Source organism: Pseudomonas sp. LBUM1641 (assembly GCF_059716235.1).
In genome coordinates this window covers 5202871-5215598 of the sequence record NZ_CP166815.1, presented here as the reverse complement: position 1 = coordinate 5215598, position 12728 = coordinate 5202871, and the positions used below count along the sequence as shown (strand labels likewise).

Below are 12728 nucleotides of genomic sequence, written 5' to 3'. Positions count from 1 at the left end.
CCGCCCGTCTTCAAAGAGAGCGTTAAAAACAACACAACTGATTGATCCAGCTCTCTAAAAACGGTCGCCAAAGCAGTTAATGTGCATCTCTTTAACGGCCGTTCCACCGCCGACTTGAACCGTAAAGGCCCGCGATCTCTTGACCAGCCCTCTTCTAGAAGCCGTAGCGCTCGCCTGTGAACGTGACCTGCGGATGCTGTTCGAACACCTCGAACTGCGTCTGGCGGGCGGCGACATGGTGCAGGTCAGCGGCCCCAACGGCAGCGGCAAGACCAGCCTGTTGCGCCTGTTGGCCGGCCTGATGCAGCCGACGGCGGGCGAAGTGCGGCTCAATGGCAAACCGTTGCACGAGCAACGCACCGAGCTGGCGCGCAACCTGATCTGGATCGGTCACGCCGCCGGGATCAAGGATGTGCTCACCGCCGAAGAAAACCTCAGCTGGCTCAGCGCCCTGCATCATCCCGCAAGTCGCGAGGCGATCTGGCAAGCCCTCGCCGCCGTTGGCCTGAAGGGTTTCGAGGACGTTCCCTGCCACACCCTGTCCGCCGGTCAACAGCGCCGCGTGGCCCTGGCCCGTTTGTATCTGGACGGCCCGCCGTTGTGGATTCTCGACGAACCCTTCACCGCCCTCGACAAACAAGGCGTCGCCCAGCTGGAAGAACACCTGGCCGCGCACTGCGAGCAGGGCGGCATGGTGGTCCTGACCACTCACCACACGTTGGCGCGCATGCCCGCCGGTTACCGCGACCTGGACCTGGGCCGGTGGGCGGTATGAGTGTTTTTGCCCTGTTGGTCGCCCGCGAAGCGCGGTTACTCTGTCGCCGCCCGGCCGAATTGGCCAACCCGCTGGTGTTCTTCGCAATTGTGATCGCGCTGTTCCCGTTGGCGGTGGGCCCCGAGACTAAACTGTTGCAAACCTTGTCTCCGGGACTGGTCTGGGTGGCGGCACTTTTGTCGGTCCTGCTCTCGCTGGACGGGCTGTTTCGCAGTGATTTTGAAGATGGTTCCCTTGAACAGTGGGTCCTTTCGTCGCACCCCCTGCCACTTCTGGTATTGGCCAAGGTACTGGCACACTGGGTGTTTTCCGGCCTGGCGCTGGTATTGCTCGCGCCGTTGCTGGCAATGATGCTGGGATTGCCTACCGAGTGCCTGCCGGTGTTGCTCCTTTCCTTGTTGCTTGGCACGCCGGTTCTCAGTCTACTGGGCGCCGTGGGTGCGGCGCTGACGGTCGGCTTGAAACGCGGCGGCCTGTTGTTGGCCCTGCTGATTTTGCCTTTGTATATCCCGGTGTTGATCCTGGGCAGCGGCGCTTTGCAAGCCGCGCTCCAGGGCATGCCGGCGAGCGGTTACCTCCTGTGGCTTGGCAGCCTGGCCGCCCTGGCGGTAACCCTGACACCCTTTGCTATAGCGGCTGGCCTGAAGATCAGCGTCGGCGAATAATGAGGTCTGGTTAAGCGATAGAACCTTAACCAGTAAAGACCCTAAGCTTCTCGCAACGACGAGAAGCAACCGTGATGGAAACAGCATGAACTGGACCTGGTTTCACAAGCTCGGCTCGCCCAAATGGTTTTACGGCATCAGTGGCAAACTGCTGCCGTGGTTGAGCATCGCCGCGGTATTGCTGATCGGCATCGGCCTGGTCTGGGGCCTGGCCTTCGCGCCGCCGGACTATCAGCAAGGCAACAGCTTTCGCATCATCTACATCCACGTTCCCGCCGCGATGCTGGCCCAGTCCTGCTACGTGATGCTGGCGGTGTGCGGCATCGTCGGCCTGGTGTGGAAGATGAAGCTGGCGGACGTCGCCCTGCAATGCGCCGCGCCCATCGGTGCCTGGATGACCGCCGTGGCGCTGGTCACCGGCGCGATCTGGGGCAAGCCGACCTGGGGTTCGTGGTGGGTCTGGGACGCGCGCCTCACCTCGATGCTGATCCTGCTGTTCCTGTATTTCGGCCTGATCGCCCTGGGCAACGCCATCAGCAACCGCGACAGCGCCGCCAAGGCCTGCGCGGTGCTGGCGATTGTCGGCGTGATCAACATCCCGATCATCAAATACTCGGTGGAGTGGTGGAACACCCTGCACCAGGGGGCCACCTTCACCCTCACCGAAAAGCCGGCCATGCCCGTGGAAATGTGGGCGCCGCTGCTGCTGATGGTGTTGGGGTTCTACTGTTTTTTCGGCGCCGTGCTGCTGATGCGCATGCGCCTCGAAGTGCTCAAGCGTGAAGCCCGCACCAGTTGGGTCAAGGCCGAAGTGCAAAACAGCCTGGGAGCCCGTGGATGAGCTTCAACTCTTTCAGTGATTTTCTCGCCATGGGCCATCACGCCCTGTATGTCTGGACGGCCTATGGCATCTGCCTGGCGGTGCTGGCCCTCAACGTCGCCGCGCCGATCCTGGCCCGCAAGCGTTACCTGCAACAAGAGGCGCGTCGTTTGCGCCGGGAGACCGAAAAGTGAATCCGCTGCGTAGAAAGCGTCTGTTGATCATCCTGGCCATCATGGCCGGTGTCGGCATTGCCGTGACCCTGGCCCTGAGTGCCCTGCGGGAGAACATCAACCTGTTCTACACCCCGACCCAGATTGCCAACGGCGAAGCGCCGCTGGACACGCGAATTCGTGCCGGCGGCATGGTCGAGAAGGGCTCGCTGCAACGCTCCGGCGACTCCCTGGACGTAAAATTCATCGTCACCGACTTCAACAAATCCGTGACCATCACCTACCGCGGCATCCTCCCGGACCTGTTCCGCGAAGGGCAGGGCATCGTCGCCCTCGGCAAGCTCAACGCCGACGGCGTGGTAGTGGCCGACGAAGTGCTGGCCAAGCACGATGAAAAATACATGCCGCCGGAAGTCACCAAGGCCCTGAAAGACAGCGGCCAATCCGCCCCGACCCCAGCCAAGGAGGGCTAAATCATGACGTCCGCATTGTTTATTCCAGAGCTGGGCCAGTTGGCGATGATCCTCGCCCTGTGCTTTGCCATCGTCCAGGCCGTGGTCCCGTTATTGGGTGCCTGGCGTGGTGACCGTTTGTGGATGAGCCTGGGCCAGCCGGCTGCCTGGGGCCAGTTCGCCTTTTTGCTGTTCGCCTTCGGTTGCCTGACCTACGCCTTCATGACCGACGACTTTTCCGTCGCCTACGTCGCCAACAACTCCAACAGCGCCTTGCCCTGGTACTACAAGTTCAGCGCCGTGTGGGGGGCCCACGAAGGTTCATTGCTGCTGTGGGCGTTGATCCTCGGTGGCTGGACCTTTGCCGTATCAGTGTTCTCCCGGCAGTTGCCGCAAGTCATGCTGGCCCGGGTGCTGGCGGTGATGGGCATGATCAGCATCGGCTTCCTGCTGTTCCTGATCATGACCTCCAACCCGTTCACCCGCATCCTGCCGCAGATCCCGGTAGACGGCCATGACCTCAACCCGTTGCTGCAAGACATCGGCCTGATCGTGCACCCGCCGATGCTCTACATGGGGTATGTCGGTTTCTCGGTCGCCTTCGCCTTCGCCATCGCCGCGTTGCTTGGCGGGCGTCTCGATGCGGCCTGGGCGCGCTGGTCGCGGCCATGGACCATCGTCGCCTGGGCGTTCCTCGGCATCGGCATCACCCTGGGCTCATGGTGGGCCTACTACGAGCTCGGCTGGGGCGGCTGGTGGTTCTGGGACCCGGTGGAAAACGCCTCCTTCATGCCATGGCTGGTGGGCACGGCGTTGATTCACTCGCTGGCAGTCACTGAAAAACGCGGCGTGTTCAAAAGCTGGACCGTATTGCTGGCCATCGCCGCGTTTTCCCTCAGCCTGCTGGGTACGTTCCTGGTGCGTTCCGGCGTGCTGACATCGGTTCACGCGTTTGCCTCCGACCCGGAGCGCGGCGTGTTCATCCTGATTTTCCTGCTGTTCGTGGTGGGCGGCTCGTTGACGTTGTTTGCGTTGCGCGCGCCAGTGGTCAAGAGCCATGTCGGCTTCAACCTGTGGTCTCGTGAAACCCTGCTGCTGGGCAATAACCTGGTGCTGGTGGTCGCGGCTTCGATGATCCTGCTCGGCACCCTGTACCCGCTGGCTCTGGATGCCCTGAGCGGCGCCAAACTGTCCGTCGGCCCGCCGTATTTCAATGCACTGTTCATCCCGTTGATGGCGCTGTTGATGGTGGTGATGGCGGTCGGCATGCTGGTGCGCTGGAAAGACACTCCGGTGAAATGGCTGGTGGGCATGCTCGCGCCGGTACTGCTCGGCAGCGCCGCGCTGGGCGTGATCGCCGGTATTGCCTACGGCGACTTCAACTGGGCCGTGCTCGCCACCTTCATGCTGGCTGCCTGGGTGTTGCTGGCCGGCGTACGTGACCTGATCGACAAGACCCGCCACAAAGGTTTGATCAAAGGCTTGCCGACCATGACCCGCAGCTACTGGGGCATGCAGGTTGCGCATATCGGCATCGCCGTGTGTGCGTTGGGCGTGGTGTTGTCCAGCCAGAACAGTGCCGAGCGCGACCTGCGCCTGGCACCCGGCGAGTCCATGGACCTGGCCGGTTACCACTTCATTTTCGAAGGCGCCAAGCACTTCGAAGGGCCGAACTTCACCTCCGACAAAGGCACCGTACGCGTCGTGCGCAACGGTAAGGAAATCGCGGTGCTGCACCCGGAAAAACGCCTGTACACCGTGCAAAGCTCGATGATGACCGAAGCCGGGATCGACGCCGGTTTCACCCGCGACCTCTACGTCGCCCTGGGTGAACCACTGGGCGATGGCGCCTGGGCCGTGCGGGTCCACGTCAAACCGTTTGTGCGCTGGATCTGGTTCGGCGGCCTGCTCACCGGGTTCGGTGGTTTGCTGGCGGCAATGGACCGGCGCTACCGGGTCAAGGTCAAGAGCCGGGTGCGTGAAGCCCTCGGCCTGCAAGGAGCGGCGGTATGAAGCGTTGGTTGATGGTGTTACCGCTGGCGGCGTTTTTGGTGGTGGCGGTGTTCCTGTATCGCGGGTTGTACCTGGACCCGGCCGAGTTGCCGTCGGCGATGATCGGCAAGCCATTCCCGGCGTTCTCGCTGCCGACGGTGCAGGGCGACAAAACCCTGACCCAGGCTGACTTGCTGGGCAAACCGGCGCTGGTCAATGTGTGGGGTACCTGGTGCATTTCCTGCCGCGTGGAGCATCCGGTGCTGAACAAGCTGGCGGAGAAGGGCGTGGTGATCTACGGCATCAACTACAAGGACGACAACGCTGCCGCCCTGAAGTGGCTGGCGGAATTCCACAACCCGTACCAGCTGGATATCCGCGACGAAGACGGCAACCTCGGCCTGAACCTCGGCGTATACGGCGCCCCGGAAACCTTCTTCATCGACGACAAGGGCGTGATCCGCGACAAGTACGTAGGCGTGATCGACGAAGTGGTGTGGCGCGAGCAACTGGCCGCCAAGTACCAGGCGCTGGTGGATGAGGCCAAGCCATGAAGCGTTGGTTAGCCGCCGCTGTATTGGGCTTGAGCATGGTCGGCGTGGCTCACGCCGCCATCGACACTTACGAATTTGCCAAGGACGGTGACCGCGAGCGTTTTCGCGAACTGACCAAGGAACTGCGCTGCCCCAAGTGCCAGAACCAGGACATCGCCGACTCCAACGCACCGATCGCCGCCGACCTGCGCAAAGAGATTTTCCGCATGCTCGGCGAGGGCAAGGACAATCAGCAGATCATCGACTTCATGGTCGACCGCTACGGTGACTTCGTGCGCTACAAGCCGGCGCTCACCGGCAAGACTGCGTTGCTGTGGTTCGGCCCGGCCGGGTTGTTGCTCGCCGGTGTCGTGGTCATGGCGGTGATTGTGCGCCGCCGTCGTGTCGCTCCGGCCGATGGCTCGGACTCGCTTTCCGTCGATGAGCGTCAACGCCTCGACCAACTGCTGGACAAAAAAACTGATGATTGATTTCTGGCTCGCAGCCGGTCTGCTGCTTCTGATTGCCTTGAGTTTCCTGCTGATCCCGGTGTTACGCGGCCGCCGTGCCCAGCGTGAAGAGGATCGCACCGCGCTGAACGTGGCGCTGTATCAAGAACGTGTGGCGGAACTGCAAACCCAGCAGTCCGAAGGCGTGCTGGATGCGGCCCAACTGGACAGCGGTCGCGCTGAAGCGGCTCGCGAGTTGCTGGCCGATACCGAAGGTGTGGAAAAGCCTCGGGAGTCGCGCCTCGGCAAACCCTTGCCGTTGCTCGCGGCCTTTCTGGTGCCGGTGCTGGGCGTTGCGCTGTACCTGCATTACGGGGCCAGCGACAAGGTCGAACTGACCCGCGAATTCTCCCAGCCGCCGGTGTCCATGGAAGACATGACCCGCCGTCTGGAGCGCGCCGCTGCCGCCCAACCGGATTCGCCGGAAGGCCTGTACTTCCTCGGTCGCGCCTACATGGCCCAGGACCGTTCGGCCGATGCGGCCAAGATCTTCGAGCGCACCGTGGCCTTGGCCGGTCGCCAGCCCGAGTTGCTCGGGCAGTGGGCCCAGGCCCAATACTTTGCCGACAACAAACAGTGGTCGCCCAAGGTCCAGGCCTTGACCGACGAAGCACTGAAACTCGACCCGAAAGAAGTCACCAGCCTCGGCCTGCTGGGCATCGCCGCCTTTGAAGGCCAGCGTTACCAGGAAGCGATCAACTACTGGAACCGCCTGCTGGCGCAACTGCCGCCGGAAGACAACTCCCGGGCCGCGCTGCAAGGCGGGATCGACCGTGCGGCCGAGAAGCTCAAAGAGAGCGGCGGTAGCGTGGCACCAGTGAAGGCACAAAAGCAGATGCAAGTGCGTGTGGACCTGGCAGCGGATGTGAAGGCCAAGGCCTTGCCGACCGACAGCGTGTTCATCTTCGCCCGTGCCGTCAAAGGCCCGCCGGCGCCATTGGCGGCCAAGCGTGTGACAGTCGCCGACCTGCCGATCACCGTCGAGTTGGGCGACAGCGATGCGATGATGCCGCAGTTGAAACTGTCCAACTTTCCCGAAGTCCAACTGGTTGCGCGCATATCCCGGGCTGGTGTTCCGACAGCTGGCGAGTGGATCGGCCGCAGCCAACCCTTGGCCAGCAGCACCACTGCGCTGCAGCAGCTGACCATCGACAGTCCGGATAAATAATTCGAGGAAATGCCCATGACCGCTATCGCACGTATCACCCTGCTCAGCCTGGTATTGGGGTTGAGTGCTTGTGCGGTCCATCGGCCTCCGTCGCCCACCGGGCCGACCATTCCACCGACAGGGCCGTCGACCCAGCCGAGCACCCAGCCAGGCACCCAGCCTTCGGGCCCGGTGATTAAACCGTCGAAGCCGGTGCCGACCTCCTCGCCGACCTTCGCTCCGCCACCGGGTGCGGCCAGCCACTGGGACGGCAAGATGCAGGTGTACGTGCTGGACGAGCAGGACGATACGTTCTACCGCCAGCGCACCTACTACCGCTGGAGCAACGGCTGGAGCCGCTCCATCAGCCCGAATGGGCCTTGGGAAGAGACCGACATCCATGGCGTACCGCCGGGGTTGAGCAAGCAGTACGCGCAATGAACTTGGCTGTTTATCGGGACTGATACTGACCCGATAAGGTCGTTTATTTAAACGACCTTATATGCGCGGCGAGTTCAGCGAGTTCACCGTCATCTGCCCTGTTTGAGTCGTGTGAGGAAATATAACCCTCATACACCTCATAGAACTTGTCCACCCGTGAGCTGATCTTTTTGAATGTGCTGTCTTGGCCGGTGCCATGCATTGGAAATAACTTCGCGTGTAGATGGTCTACCCCGTATCCCTCTAGGATCAACCCGGTACGGGCGACATCTGGCAGGGATTTATCTATCAGTAGCGCGGTTTTTTTGGCTGCAACAATGAGTTCGCACAGCGTCGAGTCCGACTGCTTGAATGCGTAACTGTCATGATGAATTTTTGGGATAACTACCGTAAAGCCCTGCGTGTTTGGGAAGATTGATAGGAACGACATGTGCCTATCGTCTTCCCATATGACATGCGAAGGGGATACTCCTTGAACGATGTCGCAAAAAATACAGCTCATTCTGTCTATCTCTCTCATGGGGCGGAATAGTACTTCGTGATGAGATATAGCCCAGTTGTTCTTGCCAGGCAAAATAAACAGAAAACTTCCGAAGTTTCCTAGGACTGGCACCGGATAAGTCGGGTGTTTACTGCTGTTCGCGGTTTTTCATACGTCGTTATCGGAGGATTCCCGCGATAGCGTCAGTACCGTTCCCTGGCGCGGTGCACTGAGCCAATGGATACCCCCGGCCATCACCCCCAGCGCCAGCACCAGGAATGCCAAGGTGACAATACCGATACTCGCCCCGCCCAATAACACCGGGTAATTTGAACCTGGTGAAGATCAAAAATGTGGGAGCGGGCTTGCTCGCGAATGCAGAGGGTCAGTCAATACATCTGGTGACTGATCCACCGCTTTCGCGAGCAAGCCCGCTTGTGCACATTGTATTTACGTTGCCAGTTGGATTTCGGTTTTGATCAGGCCACCGGGCACTCTCGATCCAGCGCTCTATCCACCAACAACAATCCCAACTCCAGCAGTTGTTGCATCGCCAATACCAGGCTGCGGTCTTTGCCATCAATGTTTTCGGAAAGGTCCAACGCCATTGCATTGGCAGACTGGAGTGTTTCGTAGGCGTTGCTCAGCAGTGCTTCCGTTTCAACGTTGGCTGATACGGTGAACAGACTGAAGTGGTTTTTTTCATTGGTGGACGCTTTGGTTTCGGCGGGTTTCAGGTAGTGATCGATGGCCCGCTGGGCGGCGTCCTGAAGCTTGTTTTTTTCAGACTTGGAGCCAGACGTTTCTGGCGGATTGGGCGTGACCTTGTACATGCAATGACTCTCCATTCAGTTGGAGCTCACCACATCTGCGACCAAGCAGGTGGGTGGCGAGCTGTACGCAGGTTGGTCGACCAGGGAATGGAAACCCGGCAGGGCCAGGGCCCTCCCACGCACAGCTCGCCATAAAGCGAACACGATAATGCCGCTTGCGCGGCACTGTGCGCCATTCTAACCCGGGCGACCAAACCCGATCGCTGATGAGCAGCGACTTGGAGAGGCTAGCGGCGAGTTAAGGCTGCTGCAAGCCATCGAGATCGTAGGAAAAATCACCGATCTACCGGGATCTTGATTATTCCTGAAGCGATACTTCGGCAAGACGCGGCTTTAGAAACTCCAGGGCATCTTTAAACACCTGATGCCACTCTTCTGACGGTTCGCTCGCCAGCGAGTGCCAGAAGAACCGGAACTCATGGCCTCCATCATCCTCTGCAAAATAGGTCCAGGTATCTGGTGTCTCTTCTGCGACCTGGCATTGATGAAAGGCCCATGTATGCCTTGTGGACGCTGAGTGCCAAGTGCCCAGGTCACGTATCACCTTGCCGGTTATCCCGGCTTCTTCCTGTAATTCCCGAATCGCAGCTGCGTCGGTGCTTTCGCCAGGCTCCACGCTGCCCTTGACCAGTTGAAGGCCTGCCAGGGGGTGTTTGAATGCGAGGATTTCCAGCGATTGGCGGGTTCGCAGAACGACCGGACATGCCTTGTCTTTTCCTATCACGTTGCCCTCTTGCACATATTGGCGGCCAGCTATTGCACCACAGTCCGGCACATTTCCAATGCCGGGCGAAGACCTTGTGGCGAGGGAGCTTGCTCCCGCTGGACTGCGAAGCAGGCCCAAGTCAGCCACTTCAGTACATCTGACAGACCGTGTCACCCAGGCTTGGGGCCGCTGCGCAGCCCAGCGGGAGCAAGCTCCCTCGCCACAGGTTAGGTATTCAGCGTCAGTTCCAACCTTTCATCAAACCTTCATCAAACGGTTTTACTCCAGTCATGTGCAAGTCATAGGGCTGACACAGCCCGCGCCTACTGTCGTTTGAACTCAAACGCAGCCACGGATGGCTGTTCAACCAGACAGAGAAGCCCATGACTCCAGCTATCCATGTCGATCATCTGAACAAGACCTTTGCGAAGAAGTCCGCACTGGTCGACCTCGAACTCACCGTCGCCACCGGTGAGATGGTCACGCTGATTGGCGCTTCCGGTTCCGGCAAGTCGACCTTGCTGCGCCACCTCGCGGGCCTGGCCTGTTGCGACAAGAGCAACGGCGGCAGCGTCAAGGTGCTGGGCCGGGAAGTGCAGGCCGGCGGGCGGTTGAATGGCAAGGTGCGGCGCCTGCGCGCCGACATCGGCTACATCTTCCAGCAGTTCAACCTGGTCAACCGCCTGAGCGTGCTCGACAACGTGCTGCTCGGTTGTCTGGGCCGCATGCCGCGCTGGCGTGGCAACCTCGGTTTGTTCAACGCCGAGGAAAAACAGTTCGCCATGGAATCCCTGGCCCGCGTCGGCCTGGCTGACCTGGCCGCGCAACGCGCCTCTACCTTGTCCGGCGGCCAGCAGCAACGCGTAGCAATTGCCCGCGCTTTGACGCAACGCGCCGAAGTGATCCTGGCGGATGAACCCATCGCTTCGCTGGACCCGGAGTCGGCGCGCAAGGTCATGGAGATCCTCGCCGACATCAACGGCCGCGACGGCAAGACCGTGGTGGTCACCCTGCACCAAGTCGATTACGCCATGCGTTATTGCCCCCGCGCCGTGGCGCTCAAGGGCGGGCGGATTCACTTCGATGGCCACGCCAGCGAGCTGAGCAGCCAGTTCCTCAACGATTTGTACGGTGCCGATGTCGACACCAGCCTGATGTTTTCCGACCAGACCCGCACACCCGTCGTCCCTGCACGGTTGGCCCTGGCTCGCGCTTGAAACCCTCCAACGACCCACAGGAATCCTCTCCATGTTGAACCGTATCGGTCATGTGTTTCTGTCCGCCGTGCTGTTAGCCAGCGTGGCCATGGGCAATGCCCAGGCCGCCGACAAGGCGATCAATTTCGGCATTATGTCCACCGAGTCTTCGCAGAACCTCAAGAGCATCTGGCAGCCATTTTTGGATGACATGCACAAGAAGACCGGCCTCACCATCAACGCCACCTTCGCCTCCGACTACGCCGGCCTGATCCAGGGCATGCGCTTCAACAAGGTCGACGTGGCCTGGCTGGGCAACAAGGCCGCGATGGAAGCGGTAGACCGTTCCAACGGCGAAATCTTCGCCCAGACCGCCGCGGCCAACGGGGCTGCCGGTTACTGGAGCGTGCTGATCGTGCGCAAGGACAGCCCGATCAACAACGTTGAAGACATGCTCAAGAACGCCAAGAACCTGACCTTCGGCAACGGTGACCCGAACTCCACCTCGGGCTACCTGGTACCCGGCTACTACGTGTTCGCCAAGAACCACGTCTACGCCGCCACCGCCTTTAAGCGCACCCTCAACTCCAGCCATGAAGTCAACGCACTGAGCGTGGCCAAAGGGCAGTTGGACGTCGCGACCTTCAATACCGAAAGCTGGGACCGCCTGGAAGTTACCCAGCCAGACAAGGCCGCGATGCTCAAGGTGATCTGGAAGTCGCCGCTGATCCCGGCCGACCCGATGGTGTGGAGCAAGGCCCTGAGCGACAGCGAGAAGACCAAGATCCGCGACTTCTTCGCCAACTACGGTGACACCGACGAAGAGAAGGCCGTGCTGAAGAACATGCAACTGGGCAAGTTCCTCAAGTCCAGCGACGACCAACTGCTGCCGATCCGCCAGTTGGAACTGTTCAAGCAGCGCACCACCATCAGCGCCGACGACAAGCTGGAAGCCGCCGACAAGACCAAGAAGCTCGCGGATATCGACGCCGACCTCGCCAAGCTGCAACAGCGCATCACCGAACTGGACAAGAAGACCGCCGCCAACGGCTAACCCCCTGTAGGAATCGGGTTCATGTGGGAGCGGGCTTGCTCGCGAATACGGTGCGTCATTCAACGCATCCGGCGACTGAGTCACCGCATTCGCGAGCAAGCCCGCTCCCACATTGAGCCCAGTTCCAACTCTACACCGAGAGTGACCCATGACTACGTTGCACGCTGAAGCCGTAGGCAAACGCACCTGGCCGCAGTACCTCGGTTGGGGCCTGTTCCTGATCCTGCTGGCCTGGGCCTGGCACGGCGCCGAGATGAACCCGCTGGCGCTGTACCGCGATTCCGGAAACATGGCGACCTTCGCCGCCGACTTCTTCCCGCCGGACTTCCACGAATGGCGCTCCTACCTCAAGGAAATGATCGTCACCGTACAAATCGCCCTCTGGGGCACGGTACTGGCGATTGTCTGCTCGGTGCCGCTGGGCATTCTGTGTGCCGACAACATCACGCCGTGGTGGATTCACCAGCCACTGCGCCGGGTGATGGATGCGTTTCGTTCGATCAACGAAATGGTGTTCGCCATGTTGTTCGTGGTCGCGGTGGGCCTCGGTCCTTTCGCGGGTGTCCTGGCCTTGTGGATCAGCACCACCGGCGTCCTCGCCAAGCTGTTTGCCGAAGCCGTCGAAGCCATCGACCCGGGCCCGGTTGAAGGTGTAAGAGCCACCGGCGCGAGTGCCTTGCAGGAAGTGATCTACGGCGTGATCCCGCAAGTGATGCCGCTGTGGGTGTCCTACGCGCTCTACCGCTTCGAAGCCAACGTGCGCTCGGCGACGGTAGTGGGGATGGTCGGTGCCGGCGGGATCGGCGTGATCCTCTGGGAGAACATCCGCGCCTTCCAGTTCGTGCAGACCTGCGCGGTGCTGCTGGTGATCATCGTGGTGGTGAGCTGTATCGACGTGTTGTCCCAACGCCTGCGCAAGCAGTTCATCTGACGTCGGAGGGGTGCCCCAGG

The 12728-nt window shown here is 60.9% G+C and carries 16 protein-coding genes; 13 read left to right on the top strand and 3 right to left on the bottom strand.

All coding sequences use genetic code 11. The features are described from left to right. The first annotated feature begins 193 nt into the window (after positions 1–193). From ccmA to ACA046_RS23785, 10 genes are all read left to right on the top strand, one after another. A complete protein-coding gene (gene ccmA / locus ACA046_RS23830) occupies positions 194–775 on the top strand; it encodes a cytochrome c biogenesis heme-transporting ATPase CcmA (RefSeq protein ID WP_497677131.1) in 582 nt (193 codons plus the stop codon). After that, complete coding sequence (gene ccmB, locus ACA046_RS23825) at positions 772–1440, top strand: heme exporter protein CcmB (protein WP_497675115.1); 669 nt, start codon at positions 772–774, stop codon at positions 1438–1440. Before ccmA ends, ccmB begins: the two co-directional genes overlap by 4 nt. Before the next feature lie 85 nt (positions 1441–1525). Further along, the gene (locus tag ACA046_RS23820; RefSeq protein ID WP_008434790.1) at positions 1526–2281 is read left to right on the top strand and encodes a heme ABC transporter permease; all 756 of its coding nucleotides are present in this window, start codon (positions 1526–1528) and stop codon (positions 2279–2281) included. Beyond that, positions 2278–2454 carry a heme exporter protein CcmD gene (gene ccmD / locus ACA046_RS23815; protein ID WP_008434788.1) on the top strand — a complete coding sequence of 59 codons (177 nt, stop codon included), beginning with the start codon at positions 2278–2280 and terminating at the stop codon, positions 2452–2454. Before ACA046_RS23820 ends, ccmD begins: the two co-directional genes overlap by 4 nt. Beyond that, on the top strand, positions 2451–2906 hold the full coding sequence (gene ccmE / locus ACA046_RS23810; RefSeq protein WP_008434786.1) for a cytochrome c maturation protein CcmE: 456 nt from the start codon (positions 2451–2453) through the stop codon (positions 2904–2906). Before ccmD ends, ccmE begins: the two co-directional genes overlap by 4 nt. Positions 2907–2909: 3 nt before the next feature. Continuing rightward, a complete protein-coding gene (locus ACA046_RS23805; RefSeq protein WP_497675114.1) occupies positions 2910–4898 on the top strand; it encodes a heme lyase CcmF/NrfE family subunit in 1989 nt (662 codons plus the stop codon). Beyond that, positions 4895–5431, top strand: coding sequence for a DsbE family thiol:disulfide interchange protein (locus ACA046_RS23800; protein WP_497675113.1), 537 nt, complete (start codon positions 4895–4897; stop codon positions 5429–5431). The genes ACA046_RS23805 and ACA046_RS23800 overlap by 4 nt, the downstream gene beginning before the upstream one ends. Further along, positions 5428–5901 carry a cytochrome c-type biogenesis protein gene (locus ACA046_RS23795; RefSeq protein ID WP_010166149.1) on the top strand — a complete coding sequence of 158 codons (474 nt, stop codon included), beginning with the start codon at positions 5428–5430 and terminating at the stop codon, positions 5899–5901. Before ACA046_RS23800 ends, ACA046_RS23795 begins: the two co-directional genes overlap by 4 nt. After that, positions 5894–7087 carry a c-type cytochrome biogenesis protein CcmI gene (gene ccmI / locus ACA046_RS23790; RefSeq protein ID WP_497675112.1) on the top strand — a complete coding sequence of 398 codons (1194 nt, stop codon included), beginning with the start codon at positions 5894–5896 and terminating at the stop codon, positions 7085–7087. The genes ACA046_RS23795 and ccmI overlap by 8 nt, the downstream gene beginning before the upstream one ends. A gap of 15 nt (positions 7088–7102) precedes the next feature. After that, positions 7103–7507, top strand: coding sequence for a hypothetical protein (locus ACA046_RS23785; protein WP_459022885.1), 405 nt, complete (start codon positions 7103–7105; stop codon positions 7505–7507). Positions 7508–7550: 43 nt separating this feature from the next. On the opposite strand, the gene ACA046_RS23780 is transcribed toward ACA046_RS23785, so the two are convergent. From ACA046_RS23780 to ACA046_RS23770, 3 genes are all read right to left on the bottom strand, one after another. Next, entirely contained in the window at positions 7551–8009 is a 459-nt protein-coding gene (locus ACA046_RS23780; protein ID WP_459022883.1) for an HIT family protein, read from the bottom strand. A 458-nt stretch (positions 8010–8467) separates the two neighbouring features. Next, positions 8468–8821 (bottom strand): DUF6124 family protein, encoded by a 354-nt coding sequence (locus ACA046_RS23775; RefSeq protein WP_087694315.1) that lies wholly within the window; start codon positions 8819–8821, stop codon positions 8468–8470. Positions 8822–9119: 298 nt separating this feature from the next. After that, complete coding sequence (locus tag ACA046_RS23770; protein WP_497677130.1) at positions 9120–9542, bottom strand: NUDIX hydrolase; 423 nt, start codon at positions 9540–9542, stop codon at positions 9120–9122. 368 nt (positions 9543–9910) lie between these two features. Between ACA046_RS23770 and phnC the strand changes: the two genes are divergently transcribed. The 3 genes from phnC (at position 9911) to phnE (ending at position 12708) form a co-directional block, all read left to right on the top strand. Then, positions 9911–10744: a phosphonate ABC transporter ATP-binding protein gene (phnC, locus tag ACA046_RS23765; protein ID WP_497675111.1), complete on the top strand. Its 834-nt coding sequence runs from the start codon at positions 9911–9913 to the stop codon at positions 10742–10744. A 31-nt stretch (positions 10745–10775) separates the two neighbouring features. Further along, positions 10776–11777, top strand: coding sequence for a phosphonate ABC transporter substrate-binding protein (gene phnD, locus ACA046_RS23760; protein WP_497675110.1), 1002 nt, complete (start codon positions 10776–10778; stop codon positions 11775–11777). A 148-nt stretch (positions 11778–11925) separates the two neighbouring features. Then, positions 11926–12708: a phosphonate ABC transporter, permease protein PhnE gene (gene phnE / locus ACA046_RS23755; protein ID WP_003210621.1), complete on the top strand. Its 783-nt coding sequence runs from the start codon at positions 11926–11928 to the stop codon at positions 12706–12708. Positions 12709–12728 lie beyond the last annotated feature (20 nt).